We start from the raw sequence: 19,043 nt of genomic DNA, 5'->3' as shown, positions 1-19,043 counted from the left end.
ACGAAGCGCTACGGATGAAAAACAGCCTATATCAACGGGTTTTGGGCGGGTTGCTCGTGCTGCTGGCGGCGAGTTGCGTAGATCCGTACCGCCCGCCTGAGATCGCCGCGCCTGCCAGCTACCTGGTTGTCAACGGCTTTTTCGACAGCACACCCGGTGCCACCACGTCCATCCGGCTGAGCCGGAGTCAGAACCTAAGCGACAAAAACGCCCCCACGGCCGAGAGCGGCGCAACCGTCACGATCGAGAGCGCCGGTAACACCATCTATAGGTTGCAGGAAAGCCCCGGCGGCGTTTATTCGCTGGCGGGCATACCCCCCATCTCGGGCGAAACCTACCGGCTGCACATCCGAACGGCTGCCGGGGGCGACTATGTCTCCGATTACGTACCTGTAGTGAAAACGCCTCCCATCGACAGCCTGCACTGGACGGTGGAGAACGACGGCGTTCAGTTCAACGTATCGACCCACGACCCGACCAATCGCACCCGGTATTACCGCTGGGAATTCGACGAAACCTGGGCCTATACATCGGCCTACTACTCTGGCTACATCTACAATGACAAGACGAAAGACGTCGAGCTACGGCAGGACAATATCTTTACCTGCTGGAGCACGACGGGTTCTAAAAACATCCTGACGACGTCGACCGCCCGGTTAAGTCAGGCTGTCGTCAACCGGTTTCCGCTCAACTTCGTTGACGGCCGGTCCATGAAATTTCAGCGGCGGTACAGCCTGCTGGTCCGGCAGTACGCCCTTACCCAGGCGGGGTACAACTATTACGATCAGCTCGCGAAACTCACCCAGAACGTTGGTTCGCTGTTCGACCCGCAACCGTCACAGCTTACCGGCAACATGCGCTCAACCAGTAACCCCGCCGACCTGGTGCTGGGCTTTTTCTGGGCGGGCGATGTAACAACGAAACGGATTTTCATCGGACGCGCCCAACTGCCCAACTGGCGCACCACCACGGGCTACGAGCTGTGCGATGTGGATACGCTGACGTTATCACAGATTCGGCAGTCGCAGCCCGGAATCATGGCCGAATCGGGCTTGCCAGGACCACTCTATCTGACCACCACCTTCGAATGCATCGACTGCCGGCTGCAGGGGGGCATCAATAAAAAACCCGATTTTTGGGATGAGTAAGCGCATCATCGGCAGGCCATACGGCGACACACGTAACGCACTGACTACCAAGATAACCTCATGGCGTAATGGCGCTATACTGGCGCTACTACTGCTGGTTCGCCTGGCAGCGGTCGGTCAAACGACTCCTTCCGCGGATTGGCTGTTCCGGTCGTTTGATACGTACCGGCGGCAGGCCCTGACCGAAAAACTGTTCGTCCATACTGATCAGGCCTTTTACCTGACGGGTGAGTCGATGTGGTTCAAGCTGTATTACGTCGATGGTACGTACCACAAACCGCTCGACCTGAGCAAAGTAGCCTACCTCGAGCTGCTCGACGGGTCAGGTACGTCGGTGCTGCGAACGGCGGTTGCGCTTTCGGCTGCCGGTGGTAACGGCGCGTTATCGCTGCCGACGACGCTGCCCTCAGGTACGTACCGGTTGCGGGGCTATACCAACTGGATGAAGAATGGCGATGCCGCTTACTTTTTCGAGAAAAACCTGACGATTGTCAATCCATTCCGGCGGCTGGGGCTGAAACTCCCCCGCGAAACGGTGCGCTACGATGTTCAGTTTTTCCCGGAGGGGGGTTATCTGGTGCAGGGGCTCACCAGCCGGGTTGCGTTCAGGGTGGCCGACGAAACAGGGCGGGGTATTAACGCCCGGGGCTGGCTGTTGAACGCGAAAAATGACACCTTGGCTCAACTGACAACACAGCATCTGGGCAAGGGGAGCTTTACGCTAACACCGGGTGGGAACGTGGCCTACCGGGCCATGTTTGTGGACGAAAAAGGCCGCACCTTCAGTCAACCGCTACCCAGCATACAACCCCAGGGGTACGTGATGCGGCTGGAGGACATCAGCGCCGATCAGTTACAGATCACGGTGACAGCCAACGTACCCAATGCCTCGGTGGTATACCTGTTTGCGCATACCCGGCAAGTTATTGATTTCGCTGAGGCCCGGCCAATCCAGCGTGAAACGTCCTTTCGGATCGATAAAGCGAAGCTGGGCGACGGCATATCGCACCTGACGCTTTTCGACGCCAAGCACCAGCCAATCGGCGAGCGACTTTATTTCAAAAGACCAACCAATCCGTTAGCCATTACGCTGAAAACAGATCAGGCGGCGTATGCTACCCGGTTCAAAGTCACCCTCACGGCCTCTGTGCAGGGGTCAGAGGCGGCAAAGGCTGGTTCGACTACGCTCTCAATGGCCGTCTACCGACTCGATTCACTGGCCACGTCTCCGTCGGAACACCTGTTGAGCTATCTCTGGCTGTCCTCCGATCTGCCCGGCCCGATCGAATCACCCGAATCGTATTGGCAAACTGATTCACCCCAACTCCGGGAAGCCACCGATCTGCTGATGCTCACCCAGGGCTGGCGGCGCTTCCGCTGGAACGACATTCTGACGCCAGCCCGGCCCGGTTTTCGGTACCTGCCCGAGTACAATGGCCAACTCGTCGAAGGGCAGTTGACCGACCCTCAAACCGGCAAGCCCGTTCCCGGCGTGCTCACGTACCTCTCAGCCCCCGGCAAGCCAACCCGGCTCTACGTATCCCGCAGCGATACCACCGGGCGCGTCTATTTCGAGCTGCGTGATTTCTGGGGGGCCCAAACCGTTCTGGCGCAGACCAACCCCGCCGACAGCCTGCACAAACTAACGATCCGCCCGCCCTATGCGCCCGTTTCTGGGCCGTTACCGTTACCCGAACCCGCCGTCAGCGAGTCGCAGCAGGAGACGTTGCTTAGCCGGTCGGTGGCGATGCAGGTGCAGCAAACCTACTGGGGCGACCAGCTACTGCGCTACCAGGCGCCCATTGTCGACAGCCTGCCGTTCTACGTACGACCAAGCGAACGCTACCAGTTGGATGCCTATACGCGGTTTCCACGCATGGAAGAAGTGCTCCGGGAGTATGTGCGGGGGGTGATGCCCCGAAAGAAGCAGGGGCGTTTTCAACTCAATGTCGTAAACCTGCCCTTCAATGAGCTGTTCACCGACAATTCGCTGGTTCTGGTGGATGGCGTACCGGTTTTTGATATGGATAAGGTAATGGAATTCAGCCCGCTGAAAGTGCAGCAGATCGATGTGGTTTCCAACAACTATGGCATGGGGCCTGCCATGTTCAACGGCATTGTCAGTTTCATGACGTACAGAGGTGATCTGTCTGGCTTTCCGCTGCCAGCTAACGTCGTGAAGCTGGATTACGAGGGGCTGCAACTTCAGCGTGAGTTCTACGCGCCCCGTTACGAGACGGCCCGGCAGTTCGAAAACCGCCTGCCCGACAAACGCACCCTGCTCTACTGGCAGCCAAACCTATCCGTTGATGTCAACGGCAACGCCCGCACCGACTTCTTCACGTCTGACCAGACCGGCACGTACCTGATCGAGGTCAACGGCCTCTCAACAGACGGAGCCGCAGGCTATCAGCGAACCGTATTCACGGTGCAGAGCCGACCGAAATAACCGTCTGTAAAACCGTTGTCCTAGCTGTCGCCGTCAGTAAGTTAAGCCAACCATTTAGTCTCTCACGTCCTTTCTCGTATGGTACGTTGTTAATTAGCGTTGTCCGCATTATTTTTTCACAAAGAGTGTCGAGTCAACCTCACGAAATAGCCAGAATAAAGTTATAAGAGATGAGTATAATTGAATAGTTGGCCCAGTCCTTACGCCGCCAAAGTTCAACTTTATCGAACCATAAATATCGTACGGTATAAAAATCGCAAAATTTAATATACCGATAATCAATGTGATGGCGGTTACTATAATCTCAACCTTTCTGCCAATCAGCGCGCTGACATAGATAAGTATGACCAAGCAAAGTGCAACAAAATTCTCCAAAGAGAAAACAATATTAGTGAAGTTAGTAGTCAATACTGTACCTATTATAGATATAAGAAGTACAGCCAAAGTCAGATGGGTTTTTAGAAATTTCATAATGCTTATTTAACATACTGCGCCGTCTCACTCGCACAAGAAGTTAACTCGATTGATTGTTTTGCCTTTCGCCGCAAAATAATTAGACATTCGACTATAATTTATCTTATAGTAGTAAGTACATGATGAATAGCTAATTCAATAGTCTATTTAGTAACGATGAACAGCTAGCGGTTTTCCTTCTGTTATTTGTATTTATTACTGATTCCTATAAACTCGCTCGCTCAGTATGGACAATGACATAAAACGGTTGGCTCGACTAACGGCTATCCTTATTCAATTTTTATCGAGACGACTGGTTAATTCAACAACACTGGCAGCTAAGTTTGGCGTCAGTGTTAGAACGATCTATCGGGACATCAAAACGCTGGAACGGGCCGGTGTGCCCATCGTCACGGAGGAGGGTAAAGGGTACAGCCTTGTAGACGGGTACAAAGTACCACCCATTATGCTCACCGAAACTGAGGCCAATGCACTCCTGACGGCCGAGCTTATCATTCAGTCGAGCAATGACACATCGCTGATCGCTGAGTTTGCCTCGGTGACCGCGAAAATCAAAGCTATACTGCCTAATGCCTTAAAGACTAAAACGGAGAAACTGGAGAAACAGATGGGCGTGACCAATACGTACATCAGTGAATCACCAAAAAGTAACCTACTTCTTCAACTTCAAACGCCCCTGCTCGAACATTCAGTTATTCAAATCAAGTATACCAACAAAAAAGGTGAACAATCAATCCGCGACGTGGAACCATTTGCCTTGTATGCCAACCAGAAAAATGAATGGGTACTCGTCGCTTTTTGCCGATTAAGACACGATTTTAGATCCTTCTCACTCATAAATATTGACACCTTAACCAGTACAAATGAGTCGTTCGAGCCGCATAAACTGACCTTTGAGCAGTATCTTATAAAAACGTTTGGCAACAAAAATGGCTAACTCTTGGAGTTAGCCATTTTTGTCTAAGGCAGTGCACATACATTAGGCGAAATCATCATAGAAAAACTGTTCTTTAACAATTTTTCCGTCACGAACTTCAAAAACACAGATCTGCTCTTTCTTCTTTCGTTCTTTGCCCTTCATCTTGACATCCATTCCGGTCATCATAGAAAAGAAAAACGTTGATACGACTAATTCACTCATGTAACTGCCAAATAATTCGTCAACCTGAGTGAAGAAAAGCCCCTCCTTTTGCCGTAGAGCCTCGATACCAGTAACAACCAGTGGCAAACCACTGGCGTTTTCAGGTTCAATACTGACGGCATCTGGCGCATAAAGCTCGTTCTGAATTTGTTCGTACTGATGCTGTTGTATCAGTTCATAATACCGTTTTGCAACCTGTTCTGTTGTCATGAGTCAATCTAGTTGATTACCCGACAAAAGTCTTTTACCACCTTGACAACAGTATGTCAGGGGTCTGATCAGGCGCAAAAAAAAGCTGGTGGTTTCCACCCGTCCGGTACGTACCTGACAACCAGAAGAGCCGTATTTATCAGGCGTTGAAAGCAGGCGCGAACTCGTTTTTGGCGAAGTCTTCCAGCTTGGTTTTGCTCAGGGCAGGGCGGTTAGCCAGGTAATCGGCCTGCATCGAGCCATCCCGCATCGACGCGCCCATTTCGGTGTAGTTGGTCGCCACTTCCTCGCTGAGGCCAGCCTGCAACATACCCTGCTTGTTCTGCTCATCGCTGAACACCACCCAGGGGGTTTCGGGCTTCCCGACGGCTTCGCCCAGCACGCGGGCAATCTCGGCGCCTGTGCGTTCGTCGCCCGCTACGTAACGTACCTGAATGCCGGTGAAGTCAAGGTTCAGCAGTTCCTGCAAGGCGGCTTCGGCGATGTCGTCGGTATGCACGAGTACAACGGGACCGTCGCCAAAATTGCTACCCATAATGCCCATGCCTTTCACCATCCCCGCCATGCTGAACAGGTTCTGCATGAAATACGACGGGCGCAGCACTTTCACGTTCAGCCCCTCGACGGTTTTGAGCTTTTGCTCCATGTCATACAGCCCGTCGACGGGGCCGGTACCGCTGCCTTTGTGGGCACCCACGCTGCTCAGCAACACGACAAACCGGATGTCGTTGGCCCGGATCGCGGCGATGTAATGATCGGCCACTTTGTTCTGGTAAGCGCGCCAGTTGGGCATGTCCCACTTCGGCGGAATCATCAGGTAAACGGCGTCGGCGTTGGCGAACGCGCCGGTCACGAAGGCGTCGTCTTCCAGGTTGCCAACGGCCGCCGTAGCGCCCAGCGCCTCGATTTTAGCCGCCGTTTCGGCTTTGCTCGTGATCACCGTAACGGTGTGGCCTGCTTTTAACAGCCCTTCAGTAATGGGTTTGCCCGTGTGGCCCAGAGAGCCGGTAACTACGTAATGCATGGTTAACTATGGTTTGTTGGTCGACTATACTTGTACATACAAATGAATTGTAAAGTCGAAAAGTTCGCATAACTCCGTGCTTCGCTTATTTTTGTTAGATAAGCATTCTCTCTATTTGCTCAGCACCAAGGCTGTAGCCAACCCATTAACCAATGCCTTTTCTAGTATTAGACCTTGAAATGTCGGGGCCCGATCCGGGCTACAATGAGATTATCCAGTTGGGGGCCGTGCTATTCGACGACGATTGGCGCGAGAAGGGTCAATACCTCACCAACGTTTACCCCGAAAATGAGGAGGCGTTCACGGCCTCGGCCGAGCAGGTGCACAACCTCTCGCTCGCCGACCTCGACGATGCGCCCATGATCTACGACGTGTTGCCCGCGCTGGAAAACTGGATATGCGAACAACTCAACATCCGCGTGCCGCCCAATCAACTCGACAAGACGCCCTTCCTGCGCGACGTAGTGATCTGCGGCCAAAGCGTCATGCACGACATCAATTTCCTGAAGGAGGCCTACCTCAACGAGAAGATGAAGTGGCCGTTTTCACGCACCCTCGTCGATCTGCACACGCTGAGTTACTTTGTGTTCCGGGTGCTGCGCAAGAACGGCAAACCCACCCCCAAGGGCCTGAGCCTGAAAGCCATCGCCGCCCATTTCGGTTTCGAGCGCGAAGATTCGTTCCACAACGCCCTTGAAGACGCCGTCCTGACGGCCCAATGCCTCAAAGCCATTTTCAAACTGGGGGATGGATTTACGGTATAGTCTGGAAAGTCTGTTTCTGTTACGTGTCATGCGTCAGCAACACCAGAACTACTTTCCAGACTCTGGACTTCTTTTCGCTTCAACTTTCCAGACTCTATTCCCCTACTAGTAGCGCACGCAGTTCGGTGGCTTCCTGGGGTTTCATGCGGCCGGCCAGCACGAGGCGCAGTTGGCGGCGGCGGAGGGCCGATTCATACCGAGCTTTTTCGTCGTCGGTTTCGGCAATGACGGGAGGCACTTCGATAGGCCGCCCACTCTGATCGACGGCCACAAAGGTGTAATACGCGCTGTTGGTACTCACCCGGATGCCCGCCGGAATGTCTTCGGCCCACACTTCGATAAATACCTCCATCGATGAGTTGAAGGCCCGCGTCACCTGCGCTTTCATCGTCACGATGTTGCCCAGTTTGATGGGTTCGGCAAAGGACACATTATCGACCGAGGCCGTAACGACGATCCGGTTGGAGTGCTTCTGGGCGGCGATGGCGGCGACAATGTCCATAAAATGAAGCAGTCGGCCACCCATCAGGTTGTTGAGCGTATTGGTATCGTTGGGCAGCACCATCTCGGTCATGATGGTGTGCGATTCACTGGCGCGTTTGGGTTGCGGCATTGATGAAGGAGGTAGCTAGAATTTGGGGCGAAGTTAACAGCCGGATTACCGAATCGGAACCACGACCCCCATTCCGAGCGGCGACTGCCCGATGAGCTGAATCTGCTGAGGATCGCCACGTTTCTTGAAAATGAAGTAGTTGACCACGTCGAAAGCCAGCAGGAACGCCCCCTGCACCATCACGGCTTTTCCGTAGCCCCGCAGCTTATCGGCCTGGTCGGGGCGCGAATTGGCCCGCTCGGTCAGGTACAGCCCACCCGCGATATAGGCCACGTCGAGCCCCGCGTTGAAGAGCAGGGTGCGTTTCATGGCCTCGTGTTTCTGCACCGCCTTGCCCAGCGTTTCGGTGTCGGGGTGTTGCTTACGCAAGCCCAGCAGCCCCACCCCGGCGATACCCAGATTCACGGCATTCCAGTACAGATTCATCTGATGAAAATACTTCGCTTCACCCTCGGCCTGCCCGATCGCGAGGCCACTCACGGCCATGTTAGCCAGCGCGTAGCCGCCCAGCGAGAGTCCCAACGTGCGCGTGTGATTGTAGCGTTGCTGACTAAACGCCAGCCGATCGGCGGGGAGCGCCGTGGGGGTTTGTGCGTGGGTTGCTCGCCCGGCCAACGTTGCTGCCAGGGTGCATAGGGCCATTCGTAGGTAGCTCATGAAGGGATTGTTTATCAACCAACTAACTGCCATCGGGCCGGAATGTTGGCGCGCCTCAGGTATACTGATACGCCCACCAGATCAACACGGCCTGCAACGGAAGCCGGCCCCAACGTACCCAGGCCGGTATTTTCTGGAATTTTTCGCCCGTTGCCATGTAGACATTAGCGGGAAAAACCGCAATCAGCAACGCAATGATGCCCCACGCCGCCCAGGTACGTAGCGCGGGCAGCAGCAGGGCCAGCCCCAGCGCCAGTTCGGCCACGCCGCTCCAGAACACCAGCGCCTTATGCGCAGGCAGGTACGGCGGCATGATCGCCAGGTACGTTCTGGGCCGAATAAAATGCAGCAGGCCAGCTACGATGTAAATGGCAGCCATGATATAGAGCGACGTCATAATAGCGTACAGTTATGTTGGTTGCGGGTTTCCCCCGCCGGAATGCCGGACCACCTAAAGGGAGCATGCTGGCGGGGGTACGTACCTGATCAACCAGAAAGGGCAACCCCGAGGAGCTGCCCTTTCTGATTCATTGAGAACCTTCGGCTATTTCAGGTTCAGTTCGTCGGTTACGCGCTGCACTTTTGCTTTCAGGGCGGCGTAGGTATCGTCAAAGGCCTCGGCACTTGGCAGTGGCTCGTTCACACTGACGTAGAATTTGATTTTCGGCTCGGTGCCCGATGGGCGGGCCGATACCTTCGTACCGTCGGCAGTGAAGAATTGCAGCACGTTCGAGGCTTCAATACCCATCTTACCCGCTTCGATGGCGGTGGTCTGTCCCGACGCCATGTCGAGCGTGGTCAGGGCTTTGTAGTCATCGACGCGCACGACCGGCGAACCGGCGATTTCCTTCGGCGGGTTGGCCCGAAAATCGGCCATCATCTGCTGAATTTCTTCGGCACCGGCTTTGCCTTTTTTAGTCAACGACACCAGCGCTTCGTAGAAGAAGCCCGTTTGCTGGTACATCTCCATCAGCAGATCGAACAGGCTCAGGCCCTGATCTTTGGCGTAGGCCGTCAGTTCGGCGATCATGGCGCACGACGCGATGGCGTCTTTGTCGCGGACAAAATCACCGATCAGGTAGCCGTAGCTTTCTTCGCCGCCACCAATAAACTGCTCCTTGCCTTCTAGTTCGCGAATCACCTGCGCGATGTATTTGAAGCCCGTCAAGGTATTGTAGCAGGTAACGCCATACTGCTCGCACAGCCGGTCGATCAGGTCCGTCGTGACGATGGTTTTGGCGACGAATTCGTTGCCGGTCAGCTTGCCGGTTTCTTTCCAGGCGCGCAGCAGGTAATAGATAATCAGACTGGCCATCTGGTTGCCGTTGAGCAACTCAAACTCGCCGTGGTGGTTCCGCGCCCCCGCACCCACGCGGTCGGCGTCGGGGTCGGTGGCGATAATCAGGTCGGCATTCTGGTATTTGGCCTGATCGAGCGCCATCTGCATGGCGGCTTTTTCCTCTGGGTTCGGCGACTTCACCGTCGGGAAGTTACCATCGGGGGTGGCCTGTGCTTCCACCACGCTCACGTTGGTAAAGCCGATGGCTTCCAGCGCGCGCGGCACCAGCGTAATCCCCGTACCGTGAATGGGCGTGAAGACAATGTTCAGGTTAGCCTGCCGGGCAATTACGTCGGGATTCACCGCATTCGATTTGATCCGCTCGATGTACGGTGCGTCGATCTCTTCGTCGATCAGCTTGATCTTGTCGGCTACGCCCTCAAACTTAATGTCGTCGACGCTGCTGATGGCGCTCACCTCGTCCACAATGTTTTTGTCGTGCGGGGCTACCACCTGCGAACCGTCGTTCCAGTATACTTTATAGCCGTTGTATTCGGGCGGATTGTGCGAGGCCGTCACGACGACGCCACCCTGACAACCCAGTTGCCGAATCGCAAACGAGAGTTCGGGCGTGGGGCGCAGGTCTGAGAACAGGTATACCTTGATGTTGTTGGCCGAGAAAATGTCGGCGGCGATGCGCGCAAACTCGGGACTCATCCGGCGGCTATCGTGCGCAATGGCTACGCTGATATCCTGGCCTGCGAACGACTTATTCAGGTAGTTAGCGTAGCCCTGCGTGGCGGCGCCCACCGTGTAGCGGTTCATGCGGTTGGAGCCAACGCCAATGACGCCGCGCAGCCCACCCGTACCAAATTCGAGAGTGCGATAAAACGAGTCGGTCAGTTCGGTGGTGTTGCCGCTGTCGATCAGTTGCTGAATGGCGGCTTTGGTGTCGGCATCGTAAGGGCCAGACAGCCATTGGTCAACCTGTTGTTGGGTGGTGGCGTCGAGGGTTTGCGTAGTCATAGAGAAACAATTTGCTGGTCAAAATTACACGTATGCCAATGCAGTACAAATCCATACACTAGGTAAGCGATTCACAACTCCTCAAGTCTCCCCTTATCAATAATTTTTTATTGTTTATCAATAAATATTTACTGATGTTTACCGAAGTAAAGACTAAACTCAATGAAAATGATAACGCTCCCCCGCCTACTGTCCTGGCTTTTTACGGGCCTTTTTTATGGACAACTCCTTCTGTATACCCTTTGCCTGGGTTTCATGGCCTATGTATTGGTAACAGGCTTGCCTGAAACGGCCAAACTGAACATCTCGGCGCAGCTCAACCAACCCGTAACGACCCACGTATCCGACGCTTCGGAAAGCCGGGCGCTTACCAACTGGCAGTCATCGAAGCTGGACCTCAAGCTCGACGTACCCGGCTCGCTGAGTCGAAGCCAGCCCGCTACGAATACGCTCTGGCTGAATCTTTCGCTGAATGGTCCCACCGATCTGGCCAAGCTCCCCTCGCTGTTGTGGTGTTCCGGGCTCAGTATGCTGCTCACGCTCTTGTTCAGCCTCACCCTGAGTTACCTGTTCATGAAACTGTTTCGGCACATAGCCAGCAACCAGATTTTTGATCAGGTCCAGGTCACCCGCCTGATCCGCATTGGGCAGTGTATGTTGGTGTATACAGTGTGCGTACTGGTAGCTAAGTGGCTGACCGAAAAAGGGGCCATCATTTACCTGCACCAGTACGGGTATCGGCTAAGCCAGCCCGATAATTACAACCTGAACATTGGCACGCCACCGTTGGAGAGCCTAATCGCGCTGATGGGGCTATGCATCCTGGCGCTAGCGCAGGTGTTCCGCTACGGCACTCAATTGCGACAGGAGAGCGAACTAACCATCTGATCAGTCCTCAGCGTTCATAGCCTACATGAAAAACCTCCGACTTATACGCTGGCTTTACCTGCTCAGCACGTTTTTTCTTTACCTGGAAGGCGCCCTTCTTTTTATTTCCTTCATCGCCGGTCCGCTAACGATCACGGCGCAGACCTACGCCACGCCCGATAAGCAGCGAGTTCGTTACGACACGACCCTTAACCCGTTTGTCATGAGCAGTGAGTCTTCTACTCCTGTTATCAGTTCGAAGGGTGGGCTGATCCATCGAATCACGCGTGACAGTGTCTTCCTGAGTTACTATGATGGCGATTTGCAGCTGGTAGACCGATTACAACTAGATAGCTTACAGCGGCTACTTCATCCCACACTGACCGACCACATACCTAACGAGGCTCATCAGCAAGCCTTACTTTACCAGCAGCGAATGACCCGGCAAATCGACTCGGCTCTGGCCGTTAACCCGGATGCGGCAATTATCCGCATGCCTGACCGCTGGCTGTTACAGCCGGTCACCGCATCGGGGTTTGCCTTAAGCGTCAACGTGCCGCTTTATGGGGATGTCTGGCCCAAAGGCCATTACCTACCCGAATCACCCCAACAGTGGCGACGTAACCTCACCTACCAACCGTATACGTACCTGGAGCCGAATCTCGACAAGCGCCTCCCTTACGTATTGCGGGCTTCCATTCACCGCTGGTCTGATCTAAATTCGTTTGTTGGGCCGTTGCTCCTGATTAGTCATATATGGGGAATCTTCTATTTGGCCATGCTGATGCTCATTACGCAGTGGTTCCGGGAAATCTTTGCCGATTTGCTTAACGAGGAGTTTTTTGGCGAACGAACAGCCCGGCGCGTGCAACAGAGTGGTTGGTTGTTCATCGGTGCTTTCGTACTCAAAAACGGGGTTGATATTTTTCAGCCGATTCTCGCCCTGCGTTATTTGCAAACGCAGGGGTTTGTATCATATCAGGGCTGGCTTTGGTCGGGGCCCGATTATTGGTCGTGGCTGTGGGCAGGCCTGATTCTTCTCGCGTTCGCACAGGTATTCCGCTACGGCACGCAACTGCAACAGGAAAGCGAACTAACCATCTGACACTATGCCGATCATTGTGAACGTTGATGTGATGATGGCGCGGCGCAAGATGTCGCTCACCGAACTGGCCGAGAAAGTCGACCTGACGCTGGCCAACCTGTCGATTCTGAAAACCGGCAAGGCCAAAGCCGTGCGGTTCAGCACCCTCGAAGCGCTCTGCCAGGCCCTCGACTGCCAGCCCGGCGACCTGCTCGAATACGTACCTGACGCGGTAGAAAAAGTAGCCTAAACGCACCCTTACCGACTGCCATATGCCCGTACCGGCTGCCCGTTGATGCCAAACAACAGTTGATTGCCAACGGCAACGACACTGCGCACGTCGCCCGTGAGCCGAAAGCCCGACTGTTTCTGCGGAATGGCTGTGAAGTTTCCTTTTCCGTCGTTACGCAACAACACGCCATAGTTGGCATCGGCCCGACCAAAGCGCAGGCGGGCCTGTGTGGTATTGCCGCACAGCAGCAAATCGCGGTGGCCGTCGTGGTCGTAGTCGAGCGGGGTGATCGTATAGACCGGGGCCAGTTGCGCAGCCGTTGGCAGTGGTTTTTCCTGCCACTTCGCGCCGGGCGAACTCATCAGGCAGATCGTTCTCAACTCGTTGGCGGTCAGTCGTCCGGCGTCGCGTAGTTCGTCGGCGGTAAAGACGTCGGTCAGCGTGGCGTTGGCGTAGCTATCGTAGGTGGTGAAGCGGGCCCGCAGCATGCTCAGTTGGTCCAGCAGTTCGTCGCGGGTGGCGTGGGGGTAGCTTTTGCCCTGCACAAACAGCGTCAGGATGGGGTCGATTTTGCCGTTGTTGTCGAAATCTTTGTAGACTAGTTCGGCGGGTTGGTCGTTGGTGGCCCGGCATTGGGTGTTGAGGCCCTGCCCACCCACTACGATGTCGGGGCGGCCGTCTCCGTTTAGATCATCCACGAGCAGTTTGTTCCACCAGCCGCGGTAGCCACCAGCTTGTTTTTCAGGCAGGTACGTGGCGGTTTGGTCGGCCAGCTGATTACCCGCCCAGCCCAGTATCGTCACGGGCATCCACTCCCCCACCAGAATCAGTTCTGGCTTTCGGTCGCCATTGAGGTCGGCCCAGGCCGCATCGCTAACCATCCCGATCTGTTGCAGCGTCGGAGCCAGCCGGCTTGTCTGATCGGTGAACGTACCCCGCCCGTCGTTCACGAGCAGATACGACCGGGGGGCTTCCGGGTACCGGCCCGGCACCACTCGCCCGCCCACAAACAGATCGGGTTTACCATCGCCGTTGACGTCGGCCACGCGCGCACAACTCGTGCTCGTGCGCATAGCGGGCAGCGGCTGTTGCGCGAACGTACCGGTGCCGTCGTTGAGGTAAAGCCGGTCCTGCAAGCGCGGATCATCGGGGGCGAAATCGGCGTAGCCACCCGCACACACATACAGATCGGGTTTGCCATCGCCATTGGCGTCGAAGAAAATAGCGTCAACGTCGTCGCTCGTTTTGGTGGTCTCGAACGCCGGTTGCGGCTTGCGGCTGAAGGTTCCGTTGGCCGCCTGAATGAACAAGCCCCCCGCCTGCCCGACGCTCCCGCCCGCGTATATATCCTCGCGACCGTCGCCATTGACGTCGGCTTTAGCCAGGCACGGCCCATTGAATGACTGCGCATTGACCAGCAACGGCTGCCGTTTGAAATCGTTGACAGGCAACGCTGGGTACGTTTGCTTGATGGGCGAGGGCTGTTCGGCAAACAGGGTAGCGGTGGGACTGTTGGCGCGGACTTTGCCAGTAGCCTCGGCTTCGCGAAGTGTCAGCACCTGATCGGCTTTGACGTTGGTGAGCAGTTGCTGTTTACCACCCGGCCACACCACCCGCAGCGAGTCGATGGTCGCATTGGTCCCCAGCCCAAAATGCACCCTGGGCGACATGCTCGACTGGTAACCGCCGGTTGGCATTTGTTCGGCATACTGCTGACCGTTTTTTTGGTACAGCGTCAGTTTGGCGCCGATTCCCTGCGTGTTGGCCTTGGCACCGTTGAGTTGCAGGGTCAGGTAATGGTGGGTACGTTGCCCAGCGCCGCCTCCCTTGTTGGCGTCGTTCTGGTAGATAAAAGCGGGCTGATTGGTATTGTTGACAACCAGGTCCAGGTCGCCGTCATTATCCAGATCGGCGTAGGCCGCGCCGGTGCTGTTGGCCGTCTGCGTGAGGCCCCACGCTTGCCCGACGTTGGTAAAGAGGGCATCGTCGGCCCGGCCCCGGTTCTGAAACATGTAGTTCGACACGTTCGAAGCGGGCATCTGGTACACCAGCTTCAGAATCTCGTCCCGACTGGGGTTGGTGGGGCGGTTCTGCATGAAATCGTTCAGGTACTTGATGTAGTCCTGATTCGTATAGTCGCGGACGTACCCGTTGGTAATGTAGAGGTCTTTCCAGCCATCGTTATCGAAATCGGCCAGCAGCGGCGACCAGCTCCAGTCGGTGTTGGACACCCCCGCCAGTTGGCCCACTTCGCGGAACGTGCCGTTGCCGTTGTTCAGTTGCAGCATGTTCCGCATGTTCTGGTGGTGAAAGCCCGACGCCACGCTCATGGCGTATTTCTCGTAGTTGTCGGGCGCCATCAGCAGCTTCTGCCGCCGGTTGTCTTCGGGCAGCATGTCGAGCGTCAGAATATCGGGCAGGGCGTCGTTGTTCACGTCGGCGACGGCATTCCCCATCGAAAAATTCGACGTGTGCCCGACGCTGGTTTTCAGCGCGTCCTGGAACGTGCCGTTCTGCTTATTGAGGTACAGGTAGTCGGGAACGCCGTAGTCGTTGGAGATATACAGGTCGGGCCAGCCATCGGCGTTCAGGTCCGACACGCCCACGCCCAGCCCGTAGGTCAGCGCCGAACTGCTCAGGCCCGCTTTGCCGGTCACGTCCGTAAATCGTTTACCCGTGTTCTGGTACAGGCGAACGCCAATTTCCGGGGCGGGCTGTTTCATCAGGGCCGCCGTTGCCGATGGTTCGAGCACGGGCAACAGCCGGGGGTTATGGTTGAGCAGAAACAGGTCGAGGTCGCCGTCGAGGTCGTAATCGAAAAACGTTGCCTGGGTGCTTTGCGCGGGGTTAGCCAGCCCATACTGCGCCGTCTGATCGGTGAAGCGCGGCACACCCTCCGCGTCAGGCCCCTCGTTGATGAAGAGTTGCGGCATGCGCTTGGGCGCGGGCAAACTCCCCGAATAACAAACAAACAGATCGAGGCGCCCGTCGCCGTTGACATCAGCCATGCTCACGCCCGTGCGCCAGGGACCTTCGCGCCCAGCCACGCCCGCTGCCGCCGTGACGTCCTGGAATTTCATACTGCCCTTGTTGAGGTACAACTGGTTGGGCACCATGTTGCCGCTAAAATAAATGTCGTCGAGCCCGTCGCCGTTCAGATCGCCCACGGCCACGCCGCCGCCGTTGTAGAAATATTCATACATCAGCACGTTGGTGTTGGGGCCTTCGGTCAGGTTATTGGCGAAGGTAACGCCGGTCTGATCGGGCGAAAGCAGGGTAAATAAGGGTGGACCTGCGGGCTGTTGAGCCGTTTTTTGGTCGCTATTCGAAGCGTCTTTGCAACTGGTACTGACAACAGCAATGAATAGAAGGAGAGAAAAGGCAGAAACCGGTCGAAATGACATACAAGGGGAATAACGTATCTATCAAAATTACAACTTACTGCTCGCATAGGTGAGCAGTTTCCTTAAATCTTCTTCACTCCGAAAATCAATGTTTTGCGCTTTGATGTAAGCGCGAAGCGCCGGCTTGTGCTGGGAAAACAGGCTCAGAATAGCCGATTCGTTCGTTTTATGAACGCGTTTGTTGGCATCAACGAGTAAGTAGTCTTCCACCTTTTTCAGCAACAGATCGCCCGACTGTTCAAGCCGAGTCAGTTGCCCATTGCCCCCCGCAAAGGATCGGTACTGAGCGATCGACGACGTACCTGACGACTGCCCGTAGCCGCCCGTTTTGTCGGCCTGCACTGGTTTAAAGAGCAGCCTGCTCGTCAGTTTCAGCGTACCGTATTCGGCCAGCACCTCAAGGTAGCCATGCCTGACGTCGTAGACATACATCGATTCGCCCAACTGAATAGCCTGTATGTTGTATTCATCGGCCAGCGACAAGGTATCGCCTGCTGGGTTGATGAACTGCATTTCGCCAAGCAGCAGGTTGTAGTTGAGTTGCCCCGTCGCCGACGTACCGTTGACGAACGTTAGGGTGCCGGGCTGAAACGTACTGTACCGGTACCGCTGAGCAGCGGGAACCGTCTTTTGCCAGTTAGGACCACCCGGCACCCGGATCGTCGTTTGAGCGCGCAGGGTGTGGCAGGCCAGCCACCCAATCCCAAGTAGTAACCACCTCGTTTTCATCAAGCATAGGGCTTAAAACAACCGATGCCAGCTCGGTTTGAACTGGCATCGGTTAACTTATGAACGTTCGTACAGGCGATTAATAGCCTGGGTTCTGCACCAGCTTAGCGTTCCGGTTGCTCTCGTCACGGCTGATGGGCAGGTAGTACATTTTGTCGAGCCAGGCCCGGTTTTCCTTACCGGGGTCGATCTCGACTACGCGGTAGGTATAATCGTAGCTGGTCGGGTCGTAGCGGTACAGGGACACGCTCTTGCCCGGTTTCAACGTACCGGTGATGCTGATGGTGTTGGCTTTGCGCCCCAGTGTGGTGGGGGCAATCATCCAGCGCCGGGCATCATGGTAGCGTTGCTCTTCAAACACCATCTCAATCCGCCGCTCGTTCCGGTAGCGCTGGCGCAGGGCATCGCCGGTTTCGGTCAGGGCAGGCATCCCCGCCCGGAAGCGGATCTTGTTCAGCCACGTTTTCGCTTCGGCATCTTCACCCAGTTCAATGCAGGCCTCGGCGTAGTTGAACGCGGCTTCCGTGTAACGGAAGAACGGCCAGGGAATCTGCTGGTAGGTGTTCTGGTCGACGATAGCCGGGTTCGGATCGATAAATTTCCGCATGTAGTAGCCCGTGTAGCTACCGTTCCAGTCTTCTACCGTGCTCTTACGCGTATCAAGACCTGCCACCGACACTTTGCCGCTGCCGCTCGTGATTTCGTACTGACCCGTCTGAATCTGGTTGGCCGGATCTTTCGCCGCTACGTCGGCCGTGCGGGGTTTCCAGGGCGCTCCGTCATACAGGATCGACGCGTAGAACCGGGGGTCACGGTTGGCGTAGGGAGTCGTTGCTTTGGCGGGATCACTCCAGCTAAACTTAGACCCGTCCATCATTTCGTAGTCGTCGACCAGCAAGGATACCGGCGTGTTGCCCGCCCAGTTGTGGTAGCCGTTAGGTCCGTTGAACAGACCTTGTTGCCCACCGGCTTCGGGCTTCTGGTTGATGAACAAGCGCGAGAACAGTACATCCTGCTCACCGCCGCCCCGCGACAGCGCGATGTTCATGTAGTTGGTGGTACCGGCGTCTTTCGACACGGGAGCCGACAGGTTCATCTGGTAGCCATAGGCCGTCATGTCCAGCACCGCTTTCGAGGCCGCTTTGGCTTTTTGCCAGCGCTCCGTGCGGCTGCCCGACGTGTAGCCGAGCAGAGCCGGATTGGCAAACGAGGCGTGGGCCGTTGATTTCGACTTGGCCGTAGCCGCGTCATACAGGTCACTGGCGGCATAGGTCAGGATCCGCGACTTCAGCGCCAGGGCGCTTACGTCGTTGGCCCGGCCTTTCGCCAGCGATTTTCCTTTCAGCAAGGCAGCGGCGTCGTCACAATCTTTCACGATGAAGTTGATACACTCCTCCATGGTATTGCGCGGCAGCGAATAATCGGCTTCACCCAACAGATAGGCCCGATCCACGATGGGCACCCCACCGTAGTAACGCACCAGCTGGTGGTAGTAGTAAGCCCGCAGGAATTTGGTCTCACCCGTCAACCGCTCCACGATGTTGTTGTTATTCGGGAAGCCCGGCTTGGCCAGATTCTCCAGCGCCAGGTTACAGGCCCGGATACGCAGGTACATGTTGTTCCAGTTGATCGTCTCGTTGATCCAGCCTGGGCTGGCCGGGTTCGAGCGCGCTTCGGTAATGGTCGTAATATCACGACCGGGGTGCGTGAAGATGGTTTCGTCCGTCAGCGAAGCGAGCTGCTGCTCATTGAAACCGCCCTGGCCCAATCCTCCATAAATCCCGGTCACGAAGGCCTCTGCCAACGCGGCATCGGACCACACCGCCGTTCCCGATACCTGATCGAGCGGCTGCGTATTCACAAAATCGTCGTTACAGCTTGTCACGGTCAATGAAGCCGCAATCAAGGTCAGTACGATAGTTTTAAAACGTGTCATAACTTA

At 55.7% G+C, this 19,043-nt stretch carries 16 protein-coding genes; 7 read left to right on the top strand and 9 right to left on the bottom strand.

Annotated features, from left to right (window positions below; all coding sequences use genetic code 11):
* Positions 1 to 14 precede the first annotated feature (14 nt).
* The 3 genes from FAES_RS13100 (at position 15) to FAES_RS13085 (ending at position 5,008) form a co-directional block, all read left to right on the top strand.
* The gene (locus FAES_RS13100) at positions 15 to 1,148 is read left to right on the top strand and encodes a DUF4249 domain-containing protein (protein ID WP_015331698.1); all 1,134 of its coding nucleotides are present in this window, start codon (positions 15 to 17) and stop codon (positions 1,146 to 1,148) included.
* A complete protein-coding gene (locus FAES_RS13095) occupies positions 1,141 to 3,597 on the top strand; it encodes a hypothetical protein (RefSeq protein ID WP_015331697.1) in 2,457 nt (818 codons plus the stop codon). The genes FAES_RS13100 and FAES_RS13095 overlap by 8 nt, the downstream gene beginning before the upstream one ends.
* A gap of 700 nt (positions 3,598 to 4,297) precedes the next feature.
* Entirely contained in the window at positions 4,298 to 5,008 is a 711-nt protein-coding gene (locus tag FAES_RS13085; protein WP_015331696.1) for a helix-turn-helix transcriptional regulator, read from the top strand.
* A gap of 42 nt (positions 5,009 to 5,050) precedes the next feature.
* On the opposite strand, the gene FAES_RS13080 is transcribed toward FAES_RS13085, so the two are convergent.
* Both FAES_RS13080 and FAES_RS13075 read right to left on the bottom strand, forming a co-directional pair.
* Complete coding sequence (locus FAES_RS13080; protein ID WP_015331695.1) at positions 5,051 to 5,422, bottom strand: nuclear transport factor 2 family protein; 372 nt, start codon at positions 5,420 to 5,422, stop codon at positions 5,051 to 5,053.
* Positions 5,423 to 5,561: 139 nt separating this feature from the next.
* Positions 5,562 to 6,446 (bottom strand): NmrA family NAD(P)-binding protein, encoded by an 885-nt coding sequence (locus FAES_RS13075; protein ID WP_015331694.1) that lies wholly within the window; start codon positions 6,444 to 6,446, stop codon positions 5,562 to 5,564.
* Positions 6,447 to 6,598: 152 nt separating this feature from the next.
* Between FAES_RS13075 and FAES_RS13070 the strand changes: the two genes are divergently transcribed.
* Positions 6,599 to 7,210: a 3'-5' exonuclease gene (locus FAES_RS13070; RefSeq protein ID WP_015331693.1), complete on the top strand. Its 612-nt coding sequence runs from the start codon at positions 6,599 to 6,601 to the stop codon at positions 7,208 to 7,210.
* 94 nt (positions 7,211 to 7,304) lie between these two features.
* Here FAES_RS13070 and FAES_RS13065 read toward each other — a convergent pair whose 3' ends face one another.
* The 4 genes from FAES_RS13065 to FAES_RS13050 form a co-directional block, all read right to left on the bottom strand.
* Positions 7,305 to 7,823 carry an acyl-CoA thioesterase gene (locus FAES_RS13065; protein ID WP_015331692.1) on the bottom strand — a complete coding sequence of 173 codons (519 nt, stop codon included), beginning with the start codon at positions 7,821 to 7,823 and terminating at the stop codon, positions 7,305 to 7,307.
* Between the two features lie 45 nt (positions 7,824 to 7,868).
* Positions 7,869 to 8,480, bottom strand: coding sequence for a DUF6992 family protein (locus FAES_RS13060; protein ID WP_229364473.1), 612 nt, complete (start codon positions 8,478 to 8,480; stop codon positions 7,869 to 7,871).
* A 55-nt stretch (positions 8,481 to 8,535) separates the two neighbouring features.
* On the bottom strand, positions 8,536 to 8,877 hold the full coding sequence (locus FAES_RS13055; protein ID WP_015331690.1) for a DoxX family protein: 342 nt from the start codon (positions 8,875 to 8,877) through the stop codon (positions 8,536 to 8,538).
* 147 nt (positions 8,878 to 9,024) lie between these two features.
* The gene (locus FAES_RS13050) at positions 9,025 to 10,785 is read right to left on the bottom strand and encodes a phospho-sugar mutase (RefSeq protein ID WP_015331689.1); all 1,761 of its coding nucleotides are present in this window, start codon (positions 10,783 to 10,785) and stop codon (positions 9,025 to 9,027) included.
* A 255-nt stretch (positions 10,786 to 11,040) separates the two neighbouring features.
* Here FAES_RS13050 and FAES_RS13045 point away from each other — a divergent pair, with 255 nt between their 5' ends.
* Genes FAES_RS13045 through FAES_RS13035 form a run of 3 tightly spaced genes read left to right on the top strand, consistent with a single transcriptional unit; the run spans position 11,041 to position 12,986 of the window.
* Positions 11,041 to 11,673 (top strand): DUF2975 domain-containing protein, encoded by a 633-nt coding sequence (locus FAES_RS13045; RefSeq protein ID WP_158408779.1) that lies wholly within the window; start codon positions 11,041 to 11,043, stop codon positions 11,671 to 11,673.
* Between the two features lie 25 nt (positions 11,674 to 11,698).
* The gene (locus FAES_RS13040) at positions 11,699 to 12,757 is read left to right on the top strand and encodes a DUF2975 domain-containing protein (RefSeq protein WP_015331687.1); all 1,059 of its coding nucleotides are present in this window, start codon (positions 11,699 to 11,701) and stop codon (positions 12,755 to 12,757) included.
* Between the two features lie 4 nt (positions 12,758 to 12,761).
* A complete protein-coding gene (locus FAES_RS13035) occupies positions 12,762 to 12,986 on the top strand; it encodes a helix-turn-helix domain-containing protein (protein ID WP_015331686.1) in 225 nt (74 codons plus the stop codon).
* 8 nt (positions 12,987 to 12,994) lie between these two features.
* Here the strand turns inward: FAES_RS13035 and FAES_RS13030 are convergent, their stop codons facing one another.
* The 3 genes from FAES_RS13030 to FAES_RS13020 all read right to left on the bottom strand — a co-directional run bounded on the left by FAES_RS13030 (position 12,995) and on the right by FAES_RS13020 (position 19,037).
* Positions 12,995 to 16,372, bottom strand: a complete 3,378-nt coding sequence (locus tag FAES_RS13030) for a VCBS repeat-containing protein (protein WP_015331685.1) — start codon at positions 16,370 to 16,372, stop codon at positions 12,995 to 12,997.
* 27 nt (positions 16,373 to 16,399) lie between these two features.
* Complete coding sequence (locus tag FAES_RS13025) at positions 16,400 to 17,101, bottom strand: hypothetical protein (protein WP_015331684.1); 702 nt, start codon at positions 17,099 to 17,101, stop codon at positions 16,400 to 16,402.
* A 79-nt stretch (positions 17,102 to 17,180) separates the two neighbouring features.
* The gene (locus FAES_RS13020) at positions 17,181 to 19,037 is read right to left on the bottom strand and encodes a RagB/SusD family nutrient uptake outer membrane protein (protein ID WP_015331683.1); all 1,857 of its coding nucleotides are present in this window, start codon (positions 19,035 to 19,037) and stop codon (positions 17,181 to 17,183) included.
* Positions 19,038 to 19,043 lie beyond the last annotated feature (6 nt).

This window comes from Fibrella aestuarina BUZ 2, from assembly GCF_000331105.1.
GTDB classification, from domain to species: Bacteria; Bacteroidota; Bacteroidia; order Cytophagales; family Spirosomataceae; genus Fibrella; species Fibrella aestuarina.
The sequence above is the reverse complement of the archived record's forward strand: the minus strand, read 5'-3'. Positions and strand labels throughout refer to the sequence as shown.

Bases quoted from the DNA above. Each gene is read 5' to 3' on its own strand.
- FAES_RS13100 (WP_015331698.1), top strand. From the start codon at position 15: ATGAAAAACAGCCTATATCAACGGGTTTTGGGCGGGTTGCTCGTGCTG.
- FAES_RS13095 (WP_015331697.1), top strand. From the start codon at position 1,141: ATGAGTAAGCGCATCATCGGCAGGCCATACGGCGACACACGTAACGCA.
- FAES_RS13085 (WP_015331696.1), top strand. From the start codon at position 4,298: ATGGACAATGACATAAAACGGTTGGCTCGACTAACGGCTATCCTTATT.
- FAES_RS13080 (WP_015331695.1), bottom strand. From the start codon at position 5,422: ATGACAACAGAACAGGTTGCAAAACGGTATTATGAACTGATACAACAG.
- FAES_RS13075 (WP_015331694.1), bottom strand. From the start codon at position 6,446: ATGCATTACGTAGTTACCGGCTCTCTGGGCCACACGGGCAAACCCATT.
- FAES_RS13070 (WP_015331693.1), top strand. From the start codon at position 6,599: ATGCCTTTTCTAGTATTAGACCTTGAAATGTCGGGGCCCGATCCGGGC.
- FAES_RS13065 (WP_015331692.1), bottom strand. From the start codon at position 7,823: ATGCCGCAACCCAAACGCGCCAGTGAATCGCACACCATCATGACCGAG.
- FAES_RS13060 (WP_229364473.1), bottom strand. From the start codon at position 8,480: ATGAGCTACCTACGAATGGCCCTATGCACCCTGGCAGCAACGTTGGCC.
- FAES_RS13055 (WP_015331690.1), bottom strand. From the start codon at position 8,877: ATGACGTCGCTCTATATCATGGCTGCCATTTACATCGTAGCTGGCCTG.
- FAES_RS13050 (WP_015331689.1), bottom strand. From the start codon at position 10,785: ATGACTACGCAAACCCTCGACGCCACCACCCAACAACAGGTTGACCAA.
- FAES_RS13045 (WP_158408779.1), top strand. From the start codon at position 11,041: ATGGCCTATGTATTGGTAACAGGCTTGCCTGAAACGGCCAAACTGAAC.
- FAES_RS13040 (WP_015331687.1), top strand. From the start codon at position 11,699: ATGAAAAACCTCCGACTTATACGCTGGCTTTACCTGCTCAGCACGTTT.
- FAES_RS13035 (WP_015331686.1), top strand. From the start codon at position 12,762: ATGCCGATCATTGTGAACGTTGATGTGATGATGGCGCGGCGCAAGATG.
- FAES_RS13030 (WP_015331685.1), bottom strand. From the start codon at position 16,372: ATGTCATTTCGACCGGTTTCTGCCTTTTCTCTCCTTCTATTCATTGCT.
- FAES_RS13025 (WP_015331684.1), bottom strand. From the start codon at position 17,101: ATGAAAACGAGGTGGTTACTACTTGGGATTGGGTGGCTGGCCTGCCAC.
- FAES_RS13020 (WP_015331683.1), bottom strand. From the start codon at position 19,037: ATGACACGTTTTAAAACTATCGTACTGACCTTGATTGCGGCTTCATTG.